The 25155-nt window shown below is 72.3% G+C and carries 18 protein-coding genes and 1 pseudogene; 10 read left to right on the top strand and 9 right to left on the bottom strand.

The features are described 5' to 3' along the window. Window positions 1-45: 45 nt before the first annotated feature. Entirely contained in the window at window positions 46-3990 is a 3945-nt protein-coding gene (gene eccCa, locus O7601_RS04865; protein ID WP_281565055.1) for a type VII secretion protein EccCa, read from the bottom strand. Between the two features lie 100 nt (window positions 3991-4090). On the opposite strand from eccCa, the gene eccD reads away from it, so the two are divergent. Continuing rightward, complete coding sequence (eccD, locus tag O7601_RS04860) at window positions 4091-5491, top strand: type VII secretion integral membrane protein EccD (protein WP_281565054.1); 1401 nt, start codon at window positions 4091-4093, stop codon at window positions 5489-5491. A 26-nt stretch (window positions 5492-5517) separates the two neighbouring features. Here the strand turns inward: eccD and O7601_RS04855 are convergent, their stop codons facing one another. Beyond that, a complete protein-coding gene (locus O7601_RS04855) occupies window positions 5518-6024 on the bottom strand; it encodes an inorganic diphosphatase (RefSeq protein WP_093409905.1) in 507 nt (168 codons plus the stop codon). A 460-nt stretch (window positions 6025-6484) separates the two neighbouring features. Between O7601_RS04855 and dacB the strand changes: the two genes are divergently transcribed. From dacB to O7601_RS04835, 4 genes and pseudogenes are all read left to right on the top strand, one after another. Then, window positions 6485-7897, top strand: coding sequence for a D-alanyl-D-alanine carboxypeptidase/D-alanyl-D-alanine-endopeptidase (gene dacB, locus O7601_RS04850; RefSeq protein WP_281566797.1), 1413 nt, complete (start codon window positions 6485-6487; stop codon window positions 7895-7897). 136 nt (window positions 7898-8033) lie between these two features. After that, window positions 8034-9101, top strand: a complete 1068-nt coding sequence (locus tag O7601_RS04845; RefSeq protein ID WP_281565053.1) for a zinc-dependent metalloprotease — start codon at window positions 8034-8036, stop codon at window positions 9099-9101. Window positions 9102-9117: 16 nt separating this feature from the next. Next, window positions 9118-10095, top strand: a pseudogene (gene tilS, locus O7601_RS04840) (tRNA lysidine(34) synthetase TilS); the annotation flags it as partial. 83 nt (window positions 10096-10178) lie between these two features. Continuing rightward, on the top strand, window positions 10179-11813 hold the full coding sequence (locus O7601_RS04835) for a gamma-glutamyltransferase family protein (RefSeq protein WP_281565052.1): 1635 nt from the start codon (window positions 10179-10181) through the stop codon (window positions 11811-11813). Window positions 11814-11837: 24 nt separating this feature from the next. On the opposite strand, the gene O7601_RS04830 is transcribed toward O7601_RS04835, so the two are convergent. Continuing rightward, window positions 11838-12800 carry a helix-turn-helix domain-containing protein gene (locus O7601_RS04830; RefSeq protein WP_281565051.1) on the bottom strand — a complete coding sequence of 321 codons (963 nt, stop codon included), beginning with the start codon at window positions 12798-12800 and terminating at the stop codon, window positions 11838-11840. A gap of 152 nt (window positions 12801-12952) precedes the next feature. Here O7601_RS04830 and O7601_RS04825 point away from each other — a divergent pair, with 152 nt between their 5' ends. The 4 genes from O7601_RS04825 to folE all read left to right on the top strand — a co-directional run bounded on the left by O7601_RS04825 (window position 12953) and on the right by folE (window position 16857). Next, entirely contained in the window at window positions 12953-13090 is a 138-nt protein-coding gene (locus tag O7601_RS04825) for a hypothetical protein (RefSeq protein WP_281565050.1), read from the top strand. 99 nt (window positions 13091-13189) lie between these two features. Next, on the top strand, window positions 13190-13765 hold the full coding sequence (gene hpt, locus O7601_RS04820) for a hypoxanthine phosphoribosyltransferase (protein ID WP_099849003.1): 576 nt from the start codon (window positions 13190-13192) through the stop codon (window positions 13763-13765). Window positions 13766-14137: 372 nt separating this feature from the next. Beyond that, on the top strand, window positions 14138-16156 hold the full coding sequence (ftsH, locus tag O7601_RS04815) for an ATP-dependent zinc metalloprotease FtsH (protein ID WP_093409891.1): 2019 nt from the start codon (window positions 14138-14140) through the stop codon (window positions 16154-16156). 38 nt (window positions 16157-16194) lie between these two features. Further along, the gene (gene folE, locus O7601_RS04810) at window positions 16195-16857 is read left to right on the top strand and encodes a GTP cyclohydrolase I FolE (protein ID WP_210939236.1); all 663 of its coding nucleotides are present in this window, start codon (window positions 16195-16197) and stop codon (window positions 16855-16857) included. Between the two features lie 15 nt (window positions 16858-16872). On the opposite strand, the gene O7601_RS04805 is transcribed toward folE, so the two are convergent. Together O7601_RS04805 and O7601_RS04800 are read right to left on the bottom strand one after the other, a co-directional pair. Further along, on the bottom strand, window positions 16873-17583 hold the full coding sequence (locus tag O7601_RS04805; protein ID WP_281565049.1) for a hypothetical protein: 711 nt from the start codon (window positions 17581-17583) through the stop codon (window positions 16873-16875). Next, the gene (locus O7601_RS04800; protein ID WP_281566796.1) at window positions 17580-20138 is read right to left on the bottom strand and encodes an FtsK/SpoIIIE domain-containing protein; all 2559 of its coding nucleotides are present in this window, start codon (window positions 20136-20138) and stop codon (window positions 17580-17582) included. The genes O7601_RS04805 and O7601_RS04800 overlap by 4 nt, the downstream gene beginning before the upstream one ends. Before the next feature lie 198 nt (window positions 20139-20336). Between O7601_RS04800 and O7601_RS04795 the strand changes: the two genes are divergently transcribed. After that, window positions 20337-20891: a hypothetical protein gene (locus O7601_RS04795; RefSeq protein ID WP_281566795.1), complete on the top strand. Its 555-nt coding sequence runs from the start codon at window positions 20337-20339 to the stop codon at window positions 20889-20891. A 2-nt stretch (window positions 20892-20893) separates the two neighbouring features. On the opposite strand, the gene O7601_RS04790 is transcribed toward O7601_RS04795, so the two are convergent. From O7601_RS04790 to O7601_RS04775, 4 genes are read right to left on the bottom strand one after another with little or no spacing between them, the layout of a single operon-like run. Next, complete coding sequence (locus O7601_RS04790) at window positions 20894-21487, bottom strand: hypothetical protein (RefSeq protein WP_281565048.1); 594 nt, start codon at window positions 21485-21487, stop codon at window positions 20894-20896. A gap of 13 nt (window positions 21488-21500) precedes the next feature. Next, window positions 21501-22667, bottom strand: coding sequence for a M23 family metallopeptidase (locus O7601_RS04785; protein ID WP_281565047.1), 1167 nt, complete (start codon window positions 22665-22667; stop codon window positions 21501-21503). After that, window positions 22660-23220, bottom strand: a complete 561-nt coding sequence (locus O7601_RS04780) for a hypothetical protein (RefSeq protein WP_281565046.1) — start codon at window positions 23218-23220, stop codon at window positions 22660-22662. Before O7601_RS04780 ends, O7601_RS04785 begins: the two co-directional genes overlap by 8 nt. Further along, window positions 23217-25154, bottom strand: a complete 1938-nt coding sequence (locus O7601_RS04775) for an MFS transporter (RefSeq protein WP_281565045.1) — start codon at window positions 25152-25154, stop codon at window positions 23217-23219. The genes O7601_RS04780 and O7601_RS04775 overlap by 4 nt, the downstream gene beginning before the upstream one ends. Window position 25155 lies beyond the last annotated feature (1 nt).

The raw sequence follows: 25155 nt of genomic DNA, 5'->3' as shown, positions 1-25155 counted from the left end.
TTACCGGTTCCGACCCGCCTACAGGGACGTTCCGTGGAGTCGACGTCACCGTGGCGGCAGGTGAGCCAGTTGGACCAGGCGTACGCCCTCGCGTCGGGTGAAGAGCCGACCGCGCCCGGGCGGCAGCGGACCGGGACGAACCGGACCGACCAGCGCACCCTCCTCCGGGCTGCCCGACATCACCAGGCCCGAGGTGGACAGTTCCCGTAACCGCTGCACCAACGGCTCGTACTGGGCGCGGGCGGCACCGCCGGAACGGCGCGCCAACACCAGGTGCAGCCCGACGTCGCGGGCGTGTGGCAGGTGCTCCTCCAACGCCCGCAGCGGGTTCGCGGGCCCGCTGGACACCAGGTCGTAGTCGTCGACCAGCACGAACAGTTCCGGGCCGGACCACCACGACCGTTCCCGCAACTGCGTCGGGCTGACCTGCGGCCCCGGTGCGCGGCCTGTCAGGTAACCGGCGGCCGATTCGACCAGGTCGGCGGTGTGTGCCGCCGTGGTGCCGTAGCCGATCAGGTGCTCCGTGGCGATGACGCCGAGCAGGCTGCGCCGATAGTCCACCAGGATCACCCGTGCCTGTTCCGGCGTGAACCGGGTGACGATCGAGGTGGCCAGGGCGCGCAGGAACGACGACTTGCCGCTCTCCGCGTCCCCGTAGACCACGAGATGTGGCTCCGTGGCGAAGTCGAGGACCACCGGACGTAGGTCGGCCTCGGCGACACCGACCGGGATCCGCAGCCCCGTCGTGGCGTCGAGGTCGAGGTCGGCGTACGGCAGCACGGCCGGGAGCAGCCGCACCCGGGGTGCGACCGGGCCGGGCCACGCGTCGTTGATCTGCTTCACCAGCCCGGCGGTGTCCGCACCGGTCGGCTGCGGCAGCGCGGTGAGGAAGTGCAGGCTCTCCGAGGTGATGCCACGCCCGGGGGTCTGCTCCGGCACGTGCGCCGCCGCCCGGCGGGCGACCAGCGAGTCGGACGGATCACCGAGGCGCAGTTCCAGTCGGGAGCCGAAAAGGTCCCGGATGGCCGGCCGGAAATCCAGCCAACGCACCGCGCTGGCGACCACGTGCACGCCGTAGGAGAGCCCCCGGGTCGCCAGGTCGGTGATCAGCGGTTCCAGATCCTCGTACTCGGTCCGCAGGGTCGTCCAGCCGTCCACGACGAGGAACACATCGCCGTACGCGTCGGTATCGCCCGGGTCGGTGCCGGTGCCGGTGCCGCGCCGCTGTCGCCAGGCGGCCATCGACTCCAGACCCAGTTCGGCGAAGCGGCGTTCCCGATCGGCGAGCAGGGTGGACATCTCGCCGACGGTGCGGCGCACCCCGGTGGGGTCGGCCCGGCCGGTGACCCCACCGACATGCGGCAGGTCACGGAGCGAGGCCAACCCGCCGCCACCGAAATCGAGGCAGTAGACCCGAGCCTCGGCCGGCGTGTGGGTGAGGGCCAGCGCGCAGACCAGCGTACGTAGCGCGGTGGACTTGCCGCTCTGCGTACCGCCGACCACCGCGACATGGCCGGCGGCGCCGTCCAACGCCAACCACAACAGGTCGCGGCGCTGCTCGAAGGGCCGGTCGACGACGGCCACCGGCACCTGGAGGGCACCGTGCAGCTCGGGATTGCCGAAGGTCAGCCCCCGGGCCGCGTCGACCGTGAGCGGGCCGACCAACTCGTCCAGGGCCGGAGCGGTATCCAGCGGCGGCAGCCATACCTGGTGGGCCGGCGCACCCTGCCCGGCCAGCCGGTCGACGAGCAGACGCAGCAGGGTCTCCGTGGCGTCCGCCTCGTCCTGCACGGCCGGCGGGACGGGCGGCTGCGGCATCGGGATGGTGTGGGTGGAGAAGGCGAGCAGCCGGGGACGTTCGGGCCCGGCAGCGTCGGTCGCCAGGGCACGCCGACGCACCGGGCCGGAGACGTACGCGGTCTTGAAGCGCAGCAGCGGCTCGGTGCCGAAGCGCAGGAAACCGTGCCCCGGCGACGGGGGCAGCTCATGCGCGTCAGGCACCCCGAGGACGGTGCGGGACTCCAGCGAGGAGAAGGTCCGCAGACCGATCCGGTACGACAGGTGGGTGTCCAGCCCGCGCAGTCGTCCCTCCTCCAGCCGCTGGCTCGCCAGCAGCAGGTGCACCCCGAGAGAGCGGCCCAGCCGGCCGATCTGGACGAACAGGTCGATGAAGTCGGGCTTGGCCGACAGCAGTTCGGAGAACTCGTCACAGATCAGCAGCAGCGACGGCAGCGGGGGCAGCGGATTGCCGGCGGCCCGGGCACGCTCGTAGTCGCGCAGGCTGGCGAAGTTGCCGGCGCGACGCAGCAGCTCCTGCCGGCGGACCAGCTCCCCGTTGATCGCATCGACCATCCGATCGACAAGCGGTAGCGCGTCGGCCAGATTGGTGATCACAGCGGCGGTGTGCGGCAGCCGGTCGAAGGGCGCGAAGGTGGCCCCACCCTTGAAGTCGACGAGCACGAAGTTGAGCTGCTCGGCGGAATGGGTGGCGGCCAGCCCGAGCACCAGCGTACGCAGCAACTCGGACTTGCCGGAGCCGGTGGCGCCGATCAGCAGCCCGTGCGGCCCCATGCCGCCCTGCGCCGACTCCTTCAGGTCCAACTCGACCGCGCCGCCGTCCACGCCGATCCCCACCGGCACCCGCAGCCGGTCCCGCGGCGACCTCGGAACCCACCCCTGTTCGACGGTGAAGCTCGCCGGCTCGCCGATGCCGAGCAGCTCCGGTAGACCCGGCTCGGCCCCAGGGGCGGTGTCGGCACCCGGGGTGGCGGCCAGCCGCAGTGGTGCCAGCCTCCGGGCCATCGCCTCGACCTCGGCGACCTCCAGCGCGTCGGCCGTGCCCACCTCGGCCGGCCCGTCCGAGGAGCGGGAGTGCAGCCGGCCGTCTCGCAGCTCCAGCAGCAGCGAGAACCGGTCGAGCAGGCGTGGCGGCGGGGTGTCCAGGTCGATCAGGGTCACCGCGTCGATCCCGCCGTCGCCGACCAGCTCGGTGGCGCCGGTGCGGTCGCCGCCGTCGAACACGACCACCAGGTGCGGCCCGTCCGTGGCCGGTCCGGCCGGGCTGAACCTCGACCGGCTGGCCAACACCCGGTCGAGTAGCCGTTCCAGCTCCACGGCGGAAGTGGCCACCAGCCGTACCGGGCCGAGAGCGTCGGTGCGGGTGGGGTGCTGGGCGTGCGGCAACCATTTGACCCACTCCCAACGGCCGCGGCGTTCCGGCCCGGCACAGATGGCGACCAGCAACTCGTCCGGGGCGTGGAAGACCGCGAGCTGGGCGAGCATGGCCCGGACCAGCGCCTGCGCGGCCGGCGACCCGGTGGGTCCGGCCGGAGCGGCCCGGACGAAGACCCGGGCGAAGCTGCGCAGCGAGAGAGCCACCGGCAGGTCGGGCACCACCGAGTACGCGTCCAGGAAGCGGCGCAGCGCGCCCGCCGTCATCGGCTCCAGTTCCTCCAGCGGGCGGGTGACCGGCGGCACCAACGGCGTGGCCAGGGTCTGCGGCCCGACGGCAACCCGAATCACCGCGAAATCCGGGTCCGTGGGCCGTCGTTCCCAGACCCGGTGGCTGTGCACCGTCGACCAGAGCAGCGACGGATCGGGGTGCCGGTAGCAGAGTCCGGCGCGTTGCCGCTCCGCGGTCTGCCGAACCTGCCGTCGCAGGGTGGCCAGGTGCCGCAGGTAATCCCGGCGGGCGGCCATCATCTCGGACTTCCTCGGACTGCCGGAGGCGCTGCCCCACGAGGTCGCCAGCATCGCCAGAGAGGAGAGGCCGAACATGCCGCCGACCACGTACGCGTACGCCCCGCCGCCCCGGCCGAACATCATCGCCATCGCGACCGTACCGCCGAGCATCGGCAGCAGCATCAGCAGCTGGTGCCAGCGGGTGTCGGCGCTGGCCGGAATCTCCGGGGGTGCCTGCACCGGCAGGTCACCGACCGGTATCTCGGGCGCCGGGCGTCGGGCCGGCCGCCGGATGACGACAGTGGACACTCGACCTCCCGACTGCGCACGGTGACCCGAGCCTGGCTCATGGTAGGTAAAGTCCTGTCGTCCGCGCAGCAGCAGGCCCGCTCGGGATGGAGGTGAGCCGATGACCGTCGGGCTTGCCCGGCTCACCGTCAGCACGCCCCGACGGCGGGTCGACGTGGCGCTGCCGGACCAGGTGCCCCTCGCCGAGTTGCTGCCCGAGGTGCTGCGCCACGCCGGCGACGGGCTCGCCGACGAGGGGGAGCAGCACGGCGGTTGGCTGCTCCGGCGGGCCGACGGCAGCGTGCTGACCGGCGGGCAGACGCTGCTCGCTGAGGGGGTCCGCGACGGCGAGGTGCTGCACCTGGTGCCGGCTCGCACCGAGTGGCCGGAGTTCGAGTACGACGACGTGGTGGAGGCCATCGCCGACGCCGCCCGCCGCCGAGGCGGGGCCTGGTCACCCGGCGCCACCCGGGCGGTGGCACTTGTCGGTGCCGGTGTGCCGCTCGTCGTCGGCCTGCTCGCCCTGGCCGCCGGTGGGCCCGGCGACCCCGCCGGTTGGCCGGCCGCGACCGTGGTGGCGGTACTGCTGGTGCTGGCCGGCACCGTGCTGTCCCGTGCGCAGGGCGACGGGCCGGCCGGCGCCGTGCTGGGCGGACACGCGCTGCCCTACGCGGCGTTGGCCGGCGCCCTCGCCGTCAGTTCGGGCGACCCGGTCGGGCCGATCGGCACGCTGCGCTGGGTGGGCGCACCGGAGTTGTTGGCGGGGTCGGTGGCGCTGCTGCTCGCTTCGGTGCTGGGGCTGTTCGGCGTGGCCACCCGACTACGGATCTTCGTGGCCGGCACGGTGGTGGGGGCGGGCGCCGGATCAGCCGCCCTCGGCGGTCTGCTGCTCGGCCCGGCCGGCGCGGCCGCCGTCCTGCTCGGCACGCTCACCTTCGCCGTCGGGGCAGTTCCGCTGCTGGCCATCCGGTTGGGCAAGGTGCCGCTGCCGCCGGTAACCCTGCCCACCGACGTGTCGGATGACTCGGACCAGGCTCGTGATCTGCCGGACCGTGGCCGGGTGCACGCAGCCGTGGCCCGTACCGAGGAAATGCTCACCGGCATGCTGATCGGTCAGGCCGTGCTGGCCGTCGGCGCGGCCGTGATCCTCGTGAGCACCGGTGGCACCGCCGGTCGACTGCTGGTCGGGGTGACCGCGACGGTGCTGCTGCTACGGGCCCGGCTCTTCAGGACGGTCCGGCACCGAATCGCCCCGGTGCTCGCCGGCCTGGCCGGGTACGCGGTCCTCGGCGGGGCGCTGGCCGGGGCCGCCGACCCGACAATCCGGCTGATCCTGGTCACCGGCGGTCTGCTTGGCGCGCTGCTGGTGGTGGCGGGCGGCACGACATACGCCCGCCGGCCGGTCTCCCCGTACCTCGGGCGGGTCGCCGACCTGGCCGACACCCTGCTGGTGGTCTCGGTGGTGCCGGTCGTCTGCGCGGTGCTCGGCCTCTACGAGCAGGCCCGGGGACTGCTCGGCTGAGCGACCCCCGGGACCCATCGGACACCTCAGTGGGTGGACTCGCCGCGCTCCTCGGCCTCCCTGGCGCGCCGGTACGAAGCCTGGATCTCGGCCTCGGCCTCGGTGCGCCCCACCCAGGTCGCGCCCTCGACCGACTTGCCCGGCTCAAGATCCTTGTACACCTCGAAGAAGTGCTGGATCTCCAGCCGGTCGAACTCGCCGAGGTGGTGGATGTCGCGCAGGTGTTCCTGCCGCGGGTCCTCGTAGGGGACGCAGAGAACCTTGTCGTCGCCACCCTTCTCGTCCGTCATCCGGAACATGCCGATCGTGCGGCACCGAATCAGGCAGCCGGGGAAGGTCGGCTCGGGCACCAGCACCAGGGCGTCCAGCGGGTCACCGTCCTCGCCCAGGGTGCCCTCGATGAAGCCGTAGTCGGCCGGGTACTGCGTGGAGGTGAAGAGGGTGCGGTCCAGCCGGATCCGCCCGGTCACGTGGTCCACCTCGTACTTGTTGCGGTGACCCTTGGGGATCTCAACCGTCACGTCGAAATCCATCTGCACGCTCCCTCGTTGGCCCACGCTGGCTTGACGGAACCGGCGGCGGAGCCGGGCGGGCGATTGCCGACCCGCCGACTCCGGCCGCCGCATAGTCTTCGGACCGAAGTAGTGTCACCCAGGCCGGTTCCCGGTGGGGGAGGAGGGGGTCGTGGGGAGGGAAGATTCACACTACCGTCCCGGCGGTGCCGCCGAGGGCGGTGCGAACCAACCGCCGGCCAAGCCGGCCGCCGGGCGGGTACCAGTGCCGGACGCGCAGGTCCTCCGGCCACAACCTCCAACGCCGCCCGCCACACCCGGCGGCGCCGTTCCCACGATCCCGGCCGGGCCGCCGACCGGATCGGCGACCGTGCCGGTGCGCCCGGCGTCGGTAGTGCCGGCGTCCGGTACGTCGGGTGATCCGCCGGCCGGTGTCGTACCGCCACCGGTCGGGCCGGTACGGCGCCGTCGCCTGCCGTTGGTGCTCGCCGCCGTGCTGGTGCTCGTGCTGGTCGCGGTGGGTCTGGTCGTGGTCCGGCCCGGGCCGGTGGGCCGCTGGCTGGGAGACACGCCGCCGACACCGACGGCAACCGGGATGGTGGAGCCCGCGCCGATCCCGGTGCTGGCTGCTGCCGACATCGGCGCGCCGCCGCCCAGCACGGACGGGCTCCGGACCACCCTCGAACCGCTGATCGACGACACCGCGCTGGGCAACCGGGTCAACGTGGCGGTGGCCGACGCGCTCACTGGGGAGATGCTCTTCGAGCGCGGTGGCGGGGAGGGGACCGTGCCGGCCTCGGTGACCAAACTGGTGACCGCCGTGACGGTGTTGACCGCCCGAGGCCCCGGCCATCGCATCCCGACCCGGGCGGTGGCTGGCGCCCAACCCGGCGAGGTGGTTCTGGTCGGTGGCGGGGATCCGACGTTGGCAGCCGACACGAAGGGCTTCTACCCGGGCGCGGCCAGCCTCACCGACCTCGCCGATCAGGTCCGGCAGGCGCTGGGTGGGGTCGCACCCAGCAGGGTCGTCGTCGACTCCTCGCGTTACTCCGGCCCGGTGCACGAACCCGGCTGGGACGACGACATTCCGACCGGCGGGTACGGCGGGGCGATCACCGCGCTGATGTTGGACGGAGCACGCGAGAATCCGAAGGCCGGCCCCGGCTGGGCCGAACGCGTCGCCGAACCGGACCTGGTCGCCGGCCGTGCCTTCGCCAAACTGCTCGGGGTGCCGGCCAACACCGTACGCAAGGGCACCGCCCCACCGCCGCCGACCGGGGCGACCGCGACGGAACCGGTCGGCGGCGGTGGACCCGGTGCCGAACTCGGCGCGGTGCACTCGCCGCCGCTGATCCGGCTGGTCGACATCATGATCAGCGACAGCGACAACATCGTCGCCGAGGCGCTGGCCCGTCAGGTCGCCCTGGCCCGCGACCGGCCGGCCTCGTTCACCGGCGCCGCGACGGCGATGGCCGAGGTGGTCGCCGAGTTGGCCCTGCCGGTGGCTGGGCTCGACCTGGCCGACGGCAGCGGACTGTCCCGGAAGAACCTGATCAGCCCGGCCCTGCTGACCGAACTGCTGGCGCTCGCGGCCAGCCCGGACCGGCCCGAGCTGGCCGGTATCTTCGGCGGCCTGCCGGTCGCGGGCTGGTCCGGCACCCTGCGCGACCGGTACGGCGCGACACCCGGCACCGCCGCCGGTGCCGGTGTGGTCCGGGCCAAAACCGGCACGTTGACCCGGGTGCACGCCATCGCGGGCGTGGTGACCACCACCGAGGGCCGCCTGCTCACCTTCGCGGTGCTCACCGACGACGTGCGGCCGGACGGGATGGAGCCGGCCCGGGCCGCGCTGGACAGGATCGCCGCCGCGCTGGCCGGCTGCGGCTGTCGCTGAGCGGATCGGCGGGCACCGGTCGGCGGGCTTAATGCCCGGTGGGGCGGCTTGTTGCTGGTCCGGCGACACCCTGCCGGCGGGCCAGCACCGCGTCGGCCCGCCGGGTGGGTGTCGCGGCGCGGGTACGGTGGGTTGCATGGCGCAGTTCGTGGACTGGGATCTGGCCACCGCGACGGCGGGGGCCCTGGGTAAGTCAGGCCCTCGGGTGACGTACGCCGAGGCCACCGAGGTGGTGTCCGAGTTGCGCCGGTTGACCGACGAGGCTGCCGGGCACGTCGCCGACTACACCGGGTTGACCTCGCAGGTCGCCCATCCGCCGGTGCGGGTGGTCGATCGGCGTGACTGGGCGGCGACCAACATCGCCGGGCTCCGCGAGGTGATCACCCCGCTGGTCGGCCGGCTCGCTCAGGACAAGCAGCCCGGTGCAGTCACCGAGGCGATCGGTTCCCGGGTGACCGGGGTGCAGGCCGGCACCGTGCTGGCCTATCTCTCCGGCCGGGTCCTCGGCCAGTACGAGGTCTTCTCCGCCAACCCGGGGCAACTGCTGCTGGTTGCGCCGAACATCGTCGAGGTCGAGCGCAAGCTGGGCGCGGATCCGCGCGACTTCCGGCTCTGGGTCTGCCTGCACGAGGTGACCCACCGGACGCAGTTCACCTCGGTGCCCTGGATGCGGGCCTACTTCCTCGGCGAGGTGCAGGCGTTCGTCGACGCCTCCCAGGGTGGGGAGCACCTGCTGGAGCGGCTGCGCCGGGGGGTGAGCACCCTCGCTGACGCGGTTCGGGACCCGCAGAGCCGCTCCAGCGTGCTGGACATCGTGCAGACGCCGGGGCAGCGGGCCGTGCTGGACCGGCTGACCGCCCTGATGACCCTGCTGGAGGGGCACGCCGAGTTCGTGATGGACGGCGTCGGACCGCAGGTGATTCCGAGTGTGGAGCGGATCCGAGCCGGCTTCAACCGACGGCGCGAGGCCGGCAACCCGGTGGAGAAGGCGATCCGGCGGCTGATCGGCATCGACGTCAAGATGCGGCAGTACGCCGAGGGCCGCAAGTTCGTGCACGCAGTGGTGGACCGGGTCGGGATGGCCGGTTTCAACCGGGTCTTCGAGTCGCCGCTGACCCTGCCCCGGCTGTCCGAGCTGAGCGAACCGGACGCCTGGGTGGCGCGGGTGCACGGGCCGGTCGGTCCGGTGCCGACCGCCGGCTGAGCACGTCGCCGCACCGATGGCCCCGCTCGCTCCGCCGGTGGCCGCGATCCGGATCGCGGTCCGTCGTGCGTTGGCCGATCTGCCGACGGACGGTCCGGTGCTGGTCGCCTGCTCCGGTGGCGCCGACTCGCTGGCCCTGGCTGCGGCCACCGCGTTCGTGGCGCCCCGGGCCGGCCGCACCGCCGGGCTGGTGACCGTCGATCACGGGTTGCAGACCGGGTCGCGGCACCGGGCCGAGGCGGTGGCGCGCTGGGCGGTCGAGGCCGGCCTGGCACCGGTGGAGGTGGTCCCGGTCGAGGTCGCCGGCCGGCCCGGTGGCCCGGAGGCGGCGGCCCGGGACGCCCGCTACCAGGCGTTGGCCGAGGTCGCCGGTGGGCACGGCGCCTCGGCACTGCTCACCGGCCACACCCGGGACGACCAGGCGGAGACGGTGCTGCTCGCGCTGGCCCGGGGCGCCGGCCCGCGCGGGCTGGCCGGCATGCCGGCCCGTCGGGACCTGGCCGGCATTCCACTCGTACGACCGATGTTGGAGATCGGGCGGGCGGAGACCCGCGCCGCCTGCGTGGCCCTCGGGCTGGTGCCGTGGGACGACCCGCACAACAGCGACCCGGCGTACGCCCGCTCCCGGGTCCGGGCCGACGTGCTGCCCGTGTTGATCCGGGCGCTCGGACCGGGCGTGCTGGACAACCTCGCCCGTACCGCCGCGCTGGTGGCGGCGGACAACGCGGTACTCGACGAACTCGCCGTTGCCGCGCTGAGCCGGGCCCGGCATCCCGACGGTGGCCTGGCCACCCGGATCCTGGCGGAGCTGGCGCCGGCTGTGCGCGGCCGGGTGCTGCGTGCCTGGGCCCACGAGTTGGGCGCCCCACCGGCTGCCCTGTCGCATCGCCACGTCGCTGCGCTCGACGCGTTGGTGACGGCGTGGCGCGGCCAACGAGCCAGCTACCTGCCGGGCGGGCTGCGGGTGCTCCGCCGTGACGACCGGCTGGTGTCGGAGTCACCACCGGCCGCACCGGCCGGTCGAGCACCGGTACCCGAGACGGTGGGGTCAGCGCCCGACGAGGCGGTGCGCGAAGGATGACCCATCCCCGGCAACCGCTCTACGCGCCGAGTGGCGCCGTCGCCACCAGCCACCCGTTGGCCGTGGCCGCCGGCCTGGCCGTGCTGCGGCGTGGTGGCAACGCCGTGGACGCCGCGCTGGCCACCGCCAGCACGCTCACCGTCGTGCAACCACCCTCCAACGACATCGGCGGTGACCTCTTCGCCATCGTCTGGGACGGCGGGCGGCTGCACGGCCTGAACGCCTCCGGCCGGTCGCCCGCCGGACTGACCCGGGACCTGGTGCTCGCGGCGACCGGCGGCCGAGGCGGCGAGCCCGCCGACGCGCTGGGCGGCGCGCAGGCGGTCGGCCCGGCGATGCCGGCCCGAGGCTGGCTGCCGGTGACCGTGCCGGGCGTGCCGGCGGGCTGGCGCGACCTGCACGAGCGGTTCGGATCGCTGCCGTTCGCGGACCTCTTCGCCGACGCCATCGGCTACGCCGAGCAGGGACACCCCGTCTCCACCAGGACGGCGGCGGCCTGGTCCCGCGCGGTAGCCGGGCACGCCGGCCTGACCGGTCCCGAGTACGCCGAGTTCGGGCGGGTGTTCGCACCGGACGGGCGGGCTCCCCGCGCGGGCGAACGGTGGCGCAACCCGGACGCGGCACGGACGCTTCGACTGATCGCCGACAGCCGGGCGGAGGAGTTCTACCGGGGGCGGATCGCGGCGGCCCTGACCAACCACGCCGCCCGTACCGGCGGGCTGCTCACCGAGGCGGACCTGGCGAACCACGCAAGCGTCTGGGTCGACCCGGTGTCGGTGCGCTACCGGGATCACGAGGTCTGGGAACTGCCGCCGAACGGGCAGGGACTGGCCGCCCTGCTCGCCCTGGGCATCCTGAACGGATTCGACCCGGCCGACGAGTCGCGGTGGCTGCACCGGCAGATCGAGGCGGTCAAGCTCGGCTTCGCCGACGCGCATGCCCATGTCGCCGATCCCGACCTTGCTCCGGTCCCGTCCGGGCTGCTCACCACGGAACATCTGGCGCGGCGCCGCGCGGCGGTCTCCGACGCGGCGGCCGACCCGGTGACCGGCGCACCGGAGCGCGGTGGAACGGTGTACCTCTGCACGGCCGACGAGAGCGGCATGATGGTCAGCCTGATCCAGTCCACCTACCTGGCCTTCGGCTCGCACGTGGTGCTGCCCGGGTGCGGCTTCGCGCTGCAGAATCGTGGTCTCGGCTTCCGGCTGGACGCGGGTCACCCCAACGTGGTCGGCCCGGCGAAGCGGCCGTATCACACAATTATTCCCGGTTTCCTGACCCGTGGGGGCGTGCCGGTGGGGCCGTTCGGGGTTATGGGTGGGCACATGCAGCCCCAGGGCCACGTTCAGCTGGTCTCCGCGACCGTGGACGCGGGCCTCGACCCGCAGGCGGCGCTGGACGCCCCGCGCTGGTACTGGCACACGGGTCGTTCGCTGCTGGTCGAGGAGCAGCTGACCGCCGGGCCCGCTGGCGACGCGCTGCTGGCCGACCTGCGGGACCGGGGGCACCAGGTGTCCGTCGCGTCCGATCCCACCGTCTTCGGCTACGGGCAGGCGATCTGGCGAAGCGCCGACGGGGGTTACATCGTCGGTTCCGAGCCCCGGGTGGACGGCGGTGCCGGCGGCTTCTGATCTGCACGACGGGCCGGTGACCGGTCAGCCAGTGGGAGCACGATCGCGGAACGTGGTGCGATACGCCTGTGGCGTGGCGCCCACCCGGCGGGTGAAGTGATGCCGCAGCACGGCGGCGTCACCGAAGCCGGACCGTTCGGCCACCCCCTCCACGGTGAGCGCGGTGTCCTCCAACAGCCGGCGGGCCAGCAGGACGCGCTGGTTGGTCAGCCAGTCGTGCGGGGTGGTGCCTGTCTCGGCACGGAACCGGCGAGCGAACGTCCGTGGCGCCATCCCGGCCCGCGCGGCCAACTCGTCGACAGTGGTCTGCCGGTCCAGGTGGCCCATCAGCCACTCCAGCACCGGTTCCAGGGTGGGGGCCTCCGGCGCCTTCGGGATCGGCGCCTCGATGTACTGGGCCTGTCCGCCGTCGCGATGCGGGGGTACCACCATCCGTCGGGCGAGCCGGGTGGCGGTGGCCGAGCCGTGCGCCTGGCGTACCAGGTGCAGGCAGGCGTCGATGCCGGCGGCGGTGCCCGCGCTGGTGAGCAGGCGGCCGTCCTGCACGTACAGCGAGTTGCAGCGCACCCGGGCGCTCGGGTGACGGCGCTGCAACTCGTCGACGTGCCGCCAGTGGGTGGTGCACTCCCGGCCGTCCAGTAGTCCCGCCTCGCCCAGCAGGTACGCCCCGGCACACACGCTGAACAGGTACGCACCCCGATCGGCGGCCCGGCGCAGCGCCTCGTGCACCTCGACAGGTGCGGTGGTGGTCGGGTCGTGGGCCGGAACGGCCACCAGGTCCGCTCGCTCCAGCGGATCGAGGTCGGCGTTCGGCACCAGCTGGAAGCCGGCGGAGGTGCGAACCGGGGCCTGCCCAGGTCCACACACGTCGAAGCGGTAGCCGGGCAGTCCGTCGGCGGTGCGGTCGGTGCCGAACACCTCGGCGAGCACGCCGAGCTCGAACGGGGCGACGCCGTCCAGCACGAGTACGGCCACTGAACGAAGCATGTGACGAGGGTAACCGCACGAGTGGCAGGAAATCGAGTAGGGCTGGCATTTCTGCCACTGTCCGACGGCTGGCGGGGTACGCAGACTGGCAGATGTCCGGTGCGCACCGGCGGCGATCCGACAACCGCAGACGCCAGAAAGCGAGCGCCGCCATGGGTTTCCTGTTCTTCCTGCTGTTCTTCCTGTCCCTCGCCCTGCTGTCCGCCCTGGGGCTGACCGCCGACAGCCGTGACTCCGCGGACTGGAAGCCCTCCGACGGGGGCCGCAGGTGGCAGTCACGTCACTGCTGAGGTGAATGTCGCATCATTCGGAAAAATCCTCCGGCGGGGTTGCCCCGAAACGGGCGGCCCCGCCGACGGCGAACCCGAGGCGTACGGCAGGCTATGGGCATGGCTGACGGCTCCTGGTACGACGCCGACATCGACCACGTGATCATTTCCGAGGCGCAGATCCGCGAGAAGACCGCGGAACTGGCCAAGCAGGTCTCCGCGGACTACGCCCACGTCACCGACGGGCTGCTGCTGGTCTGCGTGCTCAAGGGCGCGGTCATGTTCATGGCCGACTTCGCCCGGGCACTGGGCCGGCACGGCCCCCCGGCCGAGCTGGACTTCATGGCCATCTCGTCGTACGGGCAGGGGACCACCTCGTCCGGGGTGGTGCGCATCCTCAAGGACCTCGACCGGGACATCGCCGGTCGGCACGTCGTCGTCGTGGAGGACATCGTCGACTCCGGGCTGACCCTGTCCTGGCTGCTGCGCTACCTGGAGTCGCGGTCGGCGGCGAGCGTCGAGGTGGTCGCGCTGTTCCGCAAGCCGGACGCGGTGAAGGTGACGGTTCCGGTCAGGTATGTGGGCTTCGACATCCCCACCGAGTTCGTCGTCGGGTACGGCCTCGACTTCGGCGAGCGCTACCGGGAGCTGCCGTACGTGGGGGTGCTCAAGCCGGAGGTCTACGCCCGGTCCTGACCGTTGCGGCGCGTCGGCACCGGACCGCCGGCCCTCGTCGCCGCGCCGCCGGCCCGACTGCCATCACGGGCGCGTCCGCCCGACGTTCAGCCGACTTTCAGCTGATCGGACTACCTTTGACCACGGTGACCCGGGGATCCGACTCCGGGCCACGCCGGCTGACATCCGGTTCGCCGTGCGCGTAAGTGCTGGGCTCGCCAGCTCATATCGGTCTCGCACGGTGTACCGTCGAATGACCGTGGCGCGGCAATCGCGCCCCGGGGTCGAGGCCGGCCCGCACGGCGGCTCCGGCAGCCGCCCAGGCGGCGACACCCATCAGTCGGTCAGGACGTCGATCAGGAGGATGCGGGCGTCTCGGCGCTCGACAACAGCATGGAACGTACGCGTTTCTTCCGCCGACCGGTGTTCTGGGTCATCCTGGTCATCCTCGGCGCCGTCGTGCTCAGTCAGTTGTTCACCGGTGGACCCAGTTACCACCGGGTGGACACGTCCGTCGCGCTCGACCAGCTCAACAAGGGCGGCATCGAGAAGGTCGTCTTCCAGGACAAGGAACAGACGATCCAGCTCGAGCTGGCCGAGGAGACCGAGTTCGGCGACACCACCACGAAGCTGATCGAGGCCCAGTTCCCCTACGAGGTCGGCGACGAGGTCTGGAACCAGGTTCTCGACGCCAAGGCCAACAATCGGGTCACCGGGCCGGCCGACACCGAGGTGTCGTCCGACAGCATCTGGGTCAGCCTGCTGGTCAACCTGCTGCCCATCGTGCTGCTCGTGCTATTGCTGCTGTTCTTCATGTCGCAGATGCAGGGCGGCGGCTCGCGGGTGCTCAACTTCGGCAAGTCCAAGGCGAAGATGATCACCAAGGACACGCCGAAGACGACGTTCGCCGACGTGGCGGGCTCCGAGGAGGCCGTCGAGGAGCTGCACGAGATCAAGGACTTCCTGCAGAACCCGGCGAAGTACCAGGCGCTCGGTGCCAAGATCCCGAAGGGTGTGCTGCTCTTCGGCCCGCCCGGCACCGGCAAGACGCTGCTCGCCCGAGCGGTGGCCGGCGAGGCCGGGGTGCCGTTCTACTCGATCTCCGGCTCCGACTTCGTCGAGATGTTCGTCGGTGTCGGTGCCAGCCGGGTCCGTGACCTGTTCGAGCAGGCCAAGGCGAACGCGCCCGCCATCGTCTTCGTCGACGAGATCGACGCCGTCGGCCGGCACCGTGGCGCCGGCATGGGTGGCGGCCACGACGAACGCGAGCAGACCCTGAACCAGCTCCTCGTCGAGATGGACGGCTTCGACGTCAAGGGCGGCGTCATCCTGATCGCCGCCACCAACCGGCCGGACATCCTCGACCCGGCGCTGCTGCGTCCGGGCCGGTTCGACCGGCAGATCCCGGTCGACGCGCCCGACATGGAGGGCCGCAAGGCCATCCTGCGGGTGCACGCCAAGGGCAAGCCGTTCACGCCCGACGTCGACCTCGACTCGGTCGCCAAGCGGACGCCGGGCTTCAGCGGCGCCGACCTCGCCAACGTGATCAACGAGGCGGCCCTGCTGACCGCCCGGAAGGACCAGCGGGCCATCTCCAACGACTCGCTTGAGGAGTCGATCGACCGGGTGATCGCCGGCCCGCAGCGGCGTACCCGGGTGATGAGTGACCAGGAGAAGAAGATCACCGCGTACCACGAGGGTGGTCACGCACTTGTCGCCTGGGCGCTGCCGCACGCCGCGCCGGTGCACAAGGTGACGATCCTGTCCCGGGGTCGCTCGCTGGGCCACACCCTGGTGCTGCCCACGGAGGACAAGTACACCCAGACTCGCGCCGAGATGGTCGACACCCTGGCGTACGCGCTGGGGGGCCGGGCGGCCGAGGAACTCGTCTTCCACGAGCCCACCACCGGCGCCGGCAACGACATCGAGAAGGCCACCCAGCTGGCCCGGGCAATGATCACGCAGTACGGAATGAGTTCCAAGCTCGGCGCGATCAAGTACGGCACCAGCGGCGACGAGCCGTTCCTCGGCCGCAACATGGGCCACGAGCGGGACTACTCCGACGCGGTCGCCGCCGAGATCGACGGCGAGATGCGGGCACTGATCGAACTGGCCCACGACGAGGCCTGGGAGATCCTGGTCGAGTACCGGGACGTGCTGGACAACATCGTGCTCGAGCTGATGGAGAAGGAGACGCTCTCCACCGCCGACATGGCCCGGATCTGTGCCCGGGTGGTCAAGCGGCCGCCGATGGCCCCGTACAACGGCTTCGGCAAGCGGCAGCCCTCCACCGAGCCGCCCGTACTCACCCCGGCGGAGAAGGACGCGCTGAAGGTGCAGGCGGAAGCCGACGGCGCAGAGGCGACCGTGGGTGGCGGCAGCTCCAACAACTCCTCGGACGGTTCGCACTGAGCACCGACGACACGGCGGCCAGTTCCCCGCAGGGGGGACTGGCCGCCTCCGCGACCGAACCCGACACCGACCGCCTCGACTACATCGCCGCGCGGCTGATCAACGGCCGGCTCACCGGTCGTCCCGTCGAGGACACCATGGACCTCGGCCGGATCGAGAAGGCCGTCCGCGAGATCCTCATCGCGGTCGGGGAGGATCCCGACCGTGACGGACTCCAGCAGACCCCGGCCCGGGTCGCCCGGGCGTACGCGGAACTCTTCGCCGGCCTGCGCGTCGATCCGGCCACGGTGCTCACCACCACCTTCGAGGCCAACCACGAGGAACTGGTGCTGGTCCGGGACATCGACGTGATGAGCCTCTGCGAGCATCACCTGCTGCCGTTCCGGGGCAGTGCCCACATCGGCTACATCCCCGGCCCCGACGGCCGGATCACCGGCCTGTCCAAGTTGGCCCGGCTGGTCGAGGTCTTCGCCCGGCGGCCCCAGGTGCAGGAGCGGCTCACCTCGCAGATCGCGGACCTGCTGATGACGCGGCTGGAGCCGCGCGGCGTGGTCGTCGTGCTCGAATGCGAACACATGTGCATGGCGATGCGAGGCATCCAGAAATCCGGTGCCAAGACGATCACGTCCGCGGTGCGGGGCACCCTGCAACACGACGCCAAGTCCCGGGCCGAGGCGATGGCTCTGATCATCCCCCGCTGACCGGCGGTCAATCGTTCAGGACGACAGCATCCCCAGCACGACTCCCGCGTTGGCCACCACCGCGGGGATTAGGCAGACCAGCGCGCCGAACCGGGGCGTACGGTCCACCCGCCCTCCCGGCCCGGGCGGAAAGCAACGGCCCACCGCGAACCATCCCAGGGCGAACGCGACCGCCGGCGCCGGCAGCCCCATCAGCACCGCGAACGCGGTCACCGCACCGGTGCCGGCCAGCAGATACACCATCACCAGCAGCACCGGAACGAACAGCCCCAGCGGCCCGTACACCAGGAGGTTGCGGGCGCGGGACGGCCAGTGCGCGACCCGGGACAGACCACGTGCGGCGAGCGTGTCGTCCGCTCCGACCGCCCACCGGCGAGCATCCCGCAACGCGGTCAACACCGCCGCCGGGCCGCCGTTCATCGATCGGGTCGCCTCCGCCACCTCCGGAGGTGTCGGCACCAGCGAGATCGCTGGCACACCCAGTGCACGCAGCCGGCTCTCCTGCGGCGCCAGCCGGGTGCGTACGCCCGCGAGTTCCTCCCGGGCGGCCTGGACCGCGCGGGCCTGCTCGCCCGCAGCGGTCGCCGCGCCCCGGCGTACCCCGTCGAGCTGCCGGGCCGCGGCGAGATAGTCCGCCCACGCGGCCCGGACCGGATCCCCCGGTGCGCCGGCCGGGCGCTGTCGAACCGGCTCGGCAGCGGTGACCGGCGAGTGATCGAGAGTCATCCGGGCTCTCCCTGCACGCCGCCGGGCACGTCGTATGGAACCAGCACCACGCCGCGCTCTGCCGGCCCGTCCCAGAGCACCACCCGGTCGGGCCGGGGTCGCCACTCCACCGAGCGGCCGAAGACCGGCGTGAGCTGAGCCCCCGGCACCCCTGCCACCGCCACGGCGGTCAGTTTGTCCACCGTCTCGCCCGGTTCCATAAGCGTCGCGAACGACGGCACCGTGCGCCACCAGCCGAGCAGATGCTGCCCGGCCGGGGGCCCGTCGCGCAGCAGGGCCCGCAGTCTGGCCGGTGGCAGTTGCTCGGGCGGCGCCACATCCAGCCCGAAGACAACCAGGTACGCCGGCTCACCGGAGTCCGCCACGGCGATCAGCCCGGCGAGATCCACCCGGTCGACGTCATGACGTTCGGCCAACTCCGCGACGAGAGCGTCGGCCAGGTGTCCAGCCTCCGCGTCCGGCACGGCGACCACGAACCGCGCCGTACCCGCCGGGTGGTGGGCCGCCGTGCTGTGCGCGGCCGTCGCCAGGAGGCGACACGCGGCAGGCCGTGGTCCGAGAACCGCGAGGTTGCGACCCGCCGCCGGGCCGAACGGCACGGCGGCGGTGCTACGCGCGACATCCACCGCCCGCCCGAGCAACGCGGCCGGGGTCGTCGACTTGCCTGCGACGGCTGCCCGATAACGGGGATCGTTGTGCAGCAGCGGGCGCGCATACCCGGCGAAGACGACGGGCGGTGCCGCGTCCGGCGGGCGGGCCGTCCAGATCCGGTGGCGCAGCGCCGCCACCGTCTCCGGCTCGTCTGCCGGGTCGGGGTACCGGACCATCCGCTCATGACCTCGGATCGCTCCGCGGGGACCGCCGAGACCGCCGGCGGTGTTCACCACCGCGCTGCCCACCGGCAGGCCGGCTGCTGCGTCGTTGGTGGGTGCCAGCACCGCCCCGCCGCCCGGCAGCGCCACCCGCACCGGGAACTGCCCCAGCAGCGAATCCCGCTGCCCGCCGTCCGATCGGGTGCCCAGGCCGAGGTCGCCCTCGCCGGCCAGCACCAGATGCACACCGTACGTCCGCCCGGTCCTGGCCAACGCGTCCAGCCTTACGGCCACCTCGGCGGACAGGCGGTCCCGCTCGGCGAAGAGCACCGGCAGGCTCTCCAGCACACAGACCACCCGAGGCAGCGGGCGATGTTCTCGCAACTCGGCGAAGCGCTGCCCACCCGCGCGGGCGGACGCCTCCGCGCGCCGGTGCACCTCGGCCGTCAACTGGTCCAACAGATCCAGTACGTACTCCCGGTCGGCGGCCATCGCGGCCGCCCGGACCTGCGGGACCCAGGTCCGGTCCCGCTCCGTCTGCAGGAACTCCGCAAAGGACTCGCCGTCGCCGAGGTCCACCAGGTACAGCGACAACTCGTCCGGGGCGTAGCGCGCGACGAGTCCGAGCAACGCGGTGGTGAGGAAGGTGGACCGGCAGCCCCGCGACCGGCCGCTCACCAGCCAGTGCGGGGTCAGCTCGGTGAAGCCGAGCGAGACCGGCCGCCCACCCGCATCGCCGACGGTGCTGCTGAGCCCGTCGGACCCGGTCCCCTGCCACAGATCTTCCGGGGGCGGCAGCAGGTGCGCCAGGGAGAGCCGGCTGCCGGCCTCGATCTGGGCCGCGATCCGGCGGCACACCCCATCGAGCAACTCGGCCGACGGATCAGGGTCGACGAAGACCGGAGAGTTCAGCCCTCCGTCGGTGCCGCCACCGGCGAACGCCGCGCCCGGCGGATCGCCGAGCAACGCGTAGGCCGTCCGCATCGCCATCGGCGTAGCCCTGGGCAGTGCGGCCCGGCCGGTCGGCGGCCACCCCGCCACCACCAGGTGCAGCCCGGCCTCCGGCCCCCGCTCGGCAAGCGCCTCGATCCGTGCGAGGTCACCCGGCCGGTGCGGTTCGGGCAGCGTGGCCAGCACCAGCAGCAGCGCGCGGTCGTGCCGGCGCGGACCGGAGGCGTCCGGCGCCACCCACCGCTCCGCCTCCGCCAGCACGGCCTCCAGACCTTCGGCGTCCGTGGCCGGCGGGGCAAGCACCCCGGCGTCACCGAGCGCCGCGAACGGCGCCAGCGCGACACCCGTGGCGTCCACCGCCCGTACCAGCAGCGCCCCGGCCGGTGTCGCCGCCAGCATCCGCAGCAGTACGGATCGCAGCAGCCCGGCGACCCGTGCATCGTGCGCGTCGGTGTCCACCACGAGGTGGCCGCTGCCGAACACCGGCACCAGAGCCGGGAAACGCGCGTCGTCCAACGGGGCGGCGGTGCCCACCCGAACGAACGGCGGTGGCCCCTCCCCGGCGGGATGAGCCGGTTCGACCGCGTCCAGGGTGGACCCGGCCCAGCCGGGGGCGAGGACGGTGGCCGCCTCGCGCAGCCGCTCGGCCAGTGCATACTGGCGGCGCTGGTCGGCCGGCACGGGACGGGTCTCGTCGAGAACATTCGTCGCCGCCGTGACCGTCGCGGCGGCCCGGCGGTGCAGCGCGGCGGCGCGGAGCGTCCGCGCCTTCGGACCGCCCACCGTGTCCACCCCCTTCGCCCGAGGTCGGCACCCACTCTCCGGGCAGGAACGACGGTATCCCAGCGATGGCTCCACCTCCGGGATGCGCGTCGGCGCTGCGCCGGTGTTGTCAGGGATCTCACCCATCGGCAGGGTTCGGTCACGATCTGCCAAATCTGGGGCATTGGGTCCGGGGCCGCCAGCCGATAGCCTCAGGGGGTGGAATCAGTGCCGCCCCCCGCCGGTTCCCAGGTCTCCCGCGTACCGGCGCAGAGGACACCGCCGGAGGAACTGGCACCGCCCGCGGTCGCGCCGGCTCCGCGTCAGCCCCGGCGACGACTGCGTACGGTACTGACCGTGGTCGCCGGGGTGGTCGCGGTGCTCTGCCTGACCGGCGGGGTCGTCGGCTATTTCGTCTACGACCGCGCCACCACCCCCGACCGCAGCGCCCCGACGATCGTGGTTGACAGCTACCTGCGAGCTTTCCTCGTTGACCGCAACGATGTACGAGCCAAACTCTTCACGTGCGAAGGCGGCAGCGACTTAAAGCAGCTCGACGCGTTTAGATCCGATCTTGCGGCTCGCGAGGAGCAGTTTGGCACGAACATGTCGATCAGCTGGGGGAATGTGCTGGCGGAACAACGTGGCAAGGAGGCGGAGGTGCGAGTCGAACTGGTGCTATCAGCTCGAATCGATGGAATTAGGCAATACGACCGGCAACCATGGACATTTACTGCACGGCTGGGCGAGGACTGGCGGGTCTGCTCAGCCACGGCCGGCTGACCTCACTCCACCCAGAGCACGTGGACCGGCACCTCCAGGGTGGTCGGTGACTGGCCGCGCCAGGCCCAGCGGTACCACTCCATCTCGGGTGTCACCCGTACGCAGATGTCGCCCTCGGCGCCCGAGTAGGTCTCGGTGACGGCGCGCAGATCGCGGTGCTCGACCGAACCGGCCATGTGCACGACCCGCCGCCCGGCGACGGAATCTGTCTCGAAGACCGGCGTAGGTGCCGGGTGGGCCGGGGCGTCCAGCGACACGAGTCGCAGGCCGCCGTCCGTCGTCGGCGTGCTCGCTCGGCCGACCGTCTCGACCCAGACGCGTTCGACCGGCACCAACGGGGCGAACACCTCGACCTGGTCGGACTCGGCGCGATACCAGTCGTGTTCCGGGATGACCGGGACGTAGGTGCGGCTGTTCTGCACCACCCGTTCGTCGGCCCGCAGGTCGGCCCGCCATCCCAGACCGGGCAGTCCGACCAGCACCCGCCGTCCGCGCAGTTCGACGCTTCCGGCGGCGGGGACGATCTGGATCGGACGGGGCGGCTGAGGAGCCCAGTCGGGCTGGTCGGCGAACGGGTCCGGAAGCGGTTCGGTCATGACGGCCCGTCGTTCACCCGGCACCCTTCAACGGCGCGCCCCTCGACCGCATGAACGGAACCGGGTCGATGGCGCCCCGACTGCTCCGATCGCCGTCGACGTGCACCTCGAAGTGCAGGTGCGGTCCGGAGGAGTTGCCGCTGCTGCCCACATCGCCGATCACGTCACCGGCCCGCACCGTGTCGCCCACGGCGACCAGGGGACGATTCACCAGATGACAGTAGCGGGTGATGACGCCCTGGGCGTGCAGCACGTCGACGAACCAGCCGCAGCCCCCCTTGCCGGGCCAGCCGTCCTCGTCACAGCTGAGCCGTCCTCTCCGGTCGGGGTCACAGCGAGAGACCAGCACCCGGCCGGTCGCCGCAACCCTGATATCGGTGCCCTTCGGCGCGGCGATGTCCACACCGTTGTGCCCAGGCCGACTGCGGGTCTGGAATCCGGAGCCGACGCCGCCCGGGACGGGTGCGGTCCAACCGGAGGCGGCGATCTCGCCGCCCGCTGCGGCGTCACAGACCTCCTGTCCCGCGATCAGCGCGGTTCGTGCCGCGCCCCCGGCCAGCGCGTCCACGATGCGGGCGGCGAGTTCCTCGTGCTTGGCGTACGCGTCCGGAAAGGCGCTGATCTGAACTCGTTGGGCGGCCACGGTCAGCGGCAGCTTCTCCCAGTCGGCTACGTCGACCAACTTCTCGTAGAACTTGCGGGACGCGTACTCCGGGTTCATCCGCTGGGCGACCGTGCCCCACGAGGGTCGTTGCTGGAAGAGACCGACGGAGTCGTGGTCGGCCCCGATCCCCTCGTTCGGGATGTCTCGTGACTCGCCGACCGTGCTGTTGGCCAGGTTGAGCAGCCGCGACTCCTGCATGGCTGTCGCCACCGCGATCACCCAGCCGCGCGGCGGCACCTTCATCTCCTGGCCGACCTTGATGATCACTGCGGCGTTGCGCAGCTGGCGTTCCCCGTACTCGGCGAAGCGCGGCATCTTGCCCGTGACATCGACGTCGAAATCGCCTGTGCACTCCATGCTGGCCGGGGTCAGCTGCTCGGCGGCGTCGCCACCGAGCTCGGTGAGGAAGAACGCGCCCGCGCCACCGGTGCAGCAGAGCAGCACCAGCGCCGCGGTGAGCGCGGCGGCGAGGGCACCGGCCCGGACCGGTCGGCGGGAAGAAATCTGCTCACTCATCCCGGCTCCAGTCCACCACGTCCACCAACCATCGTCCGTCGGGTGCCAGCAGTTCGAGCCGGAGTTGCCCGCCGTCGAGCGGGATCGTCGCCTCCACGAAGGTCTCACCGCGGGGGCGGAGGGTCACCTCGCCGGTGACCGCGGTGGCGGGCACTTCGTTCGGGTCGGCGCCGGAGAGCTTCTCGGCGAGACTGGTGGTCGAGAGTGGGCGCAGCGCGTCGTGCCAGCCCTCGGCGGTCTGGCCCGGGCGGCCGAGCCAGGCGGCGGCGAAGCGTTCGGCGACCAGTTCCGGTGCCGGTTGGCCCGGCCGGGTGACCGGGGACGGCGTGGTGGTCGTGGAGATCGCGCCGTCGTCCCCGGTGGTCGGGTGCACCGTGCTGATCGGGTCGGCCGGCCGGTTGCTCAGCCCGGTCGACGGGTCGGTGGGACCGGCCACCAACCTGGCCGCCCCGACCACCCCGAGTACCAGTACGGCGATGCCGAGTGCCACCCCAAGCCGGGACCGCAGCAGCCTCAGGAACAGGAACTCGATCGCGCGGCGCACGACGGTCACCGCGCCTCGGAGCGGACCCGCGGCGCCGGCTTCTCGGGAGCCCGTTCGGCCGAACCGGGACGGTAGATGACGTAGGAGGGGTTCTCGTCCGGCACGTCCGGCTCCGTCCAGGAGGCCGGCTGCCGGCGACGGGGCTTGGGCGCGACCGACCCCTTGGCGGGTCGCTCCCGGTTCTGGTCGTCGGTGCCGCCGGATTCGCGGTCGTCCGGCCGCTTCACGGCCGCGGGTGCGCCGCTGGGGACCGGGTCCGGACGAGCCTCCGGACGCACCTTCGGCGGCTCCGGTGCGATTGCCCGGCGTCGTCCGACGGTGGGCTCGGCGGTGCCGCCGGGCTCGGCGACGTCGAGGCGGGCAGCGGTGCGCATGTCCCGGAAGAATCGGCGGTGCCAGGAGCCCGCCGAGCTGACCGCCTCGCTGTTGTCCTTGCCGCCGAGTTGGGTGATCCGGCGGTAGGGGCGCAGCAGCAGCCAGCCGACCACCCCGCAGAGCCAGACCAGCACCACCTGCAGCCAGCCGGGGAGGGTCGCCGTGCTCATGATGAGGTCGACCGCGAAGAGGTAGATGGCGGCGCCGGTGCCGAAGATCGCGATGTTGAACAGCGCCGCCACCACCGCGTTGCCCAGCCGCCGCAGGCCGGCGCTGGCCGGACGGAGCAGGCCGATGGTGCCCAGGATCGGCGCCGCGATCACCGCCCACCGGAAGATCAGAAATCCGAGCAGCACCAGCAGCGACGCGGTCAGATCGAACATCGCGAAGAGCAGGGCGGCGAGCACCGCGATGAACCCGGCACCCACGCGGTCCATGTCCCGGACGCCCTGCAGGTACTCGTAGGCCTCCGGATCCTCCCGCTCGACCTGCGCGGCGACAGTCATCCACTGCTGCTTCTTGGCACTGATGGTGGCTTCGCGGAGTTCTGGACTGGTCCGGATCTTCTCGGCTTCGTCCCAGGACAGCGACTTGGCGTCGTAGAGCGCCTCGCCGTACTTCTTGGCGGTTTCGCTGTCGGCCGAGCCGAGCGCGCCGCGCAGCCAGTTCCGGTAGAGCATCGCCTCGGCGGCCGTGTCGCTGGCCCGAACCGCCGGCGGGCGCTTGTCCGTGCAGGCGTCCGGGTTCGGCATCGCGCACCGGCCCGGCGGCACGTCCTTGGCGGCCGGGCCCACGGCGTCGTGCACGACGCCCAGCGTGGAGACGAGGGCGCCGTCGGCCAGGTTCGCGGACTTGACCGGCCAGGCGGCCAGCGCGGTGACCGCCACCATCACCACCAACGCCCAGCCCGCCGTGGTCATCGCGCTGCTCATGTCGGACTGGCGCGAGCGCCAGAGCAGGTAGAGCCCGACCACGCAGAGGGTGACGATGCCGAAGACGCTGAACACCTTCTGGTAGATCGCTTTGGTGGCCTGGTCCACCAGCGGGTCGGCCCAGCCCCACATGGTGCCCGGCTCCCACGCGCGTTCGCGCAGGGCGTTCGAGGCACCGATGATCGCCGTCGCCATCATGAACTCGCCGTTGGCGATGGTGTTGGTGAACTTGTAGTCCGGGTGCAGCAGGGTGGTCGCGCACCCAGATTCGATCTTGTAGGTGCTGTAGCTGTAGCCGGCGTAGCCGTAATTCGTGTAGTAGCCCTTCGGACCTCTTAACTTCGATGCCTCCGGACGGGAGGCGAACCAGCCGGCGATGCCGGAGTCGGGGGCAGTCGGGGTCGGAGGGTTGAGGCAGGTCGCCTCCGATTCCGCCACCTGCTGAAGCTTGGCGACGCAGGCGCGGAAATCGACCTGCCATTCCTCGGTCGAGCAGAGTTCGGCGGCAGCGGCCTGGTACGCCACCGGAGCCGCGTACGCCGGTGTGGCGGTGAGCCCGGGCCAGCTGATCGTGGCTGCGGCGAGGACGCCGAGTGCCAGGAGGAGCGCCGTGATCCGTGCCCGGGCCCTCGCCATG

It is taken from the genome of Verrucosispora sp. WMMD573, from assembly GCF_027497175.1.
Lineage (GTDB): Bacteria > Actinomycetota > Actinomycetes > Mycobacteriales > Micromonosporaceae > Micromonospora.
Note: the sequence above shows the minus strand (reverse complement) of the source record. Positions and strands in the feature narration are given on the sequence as shown.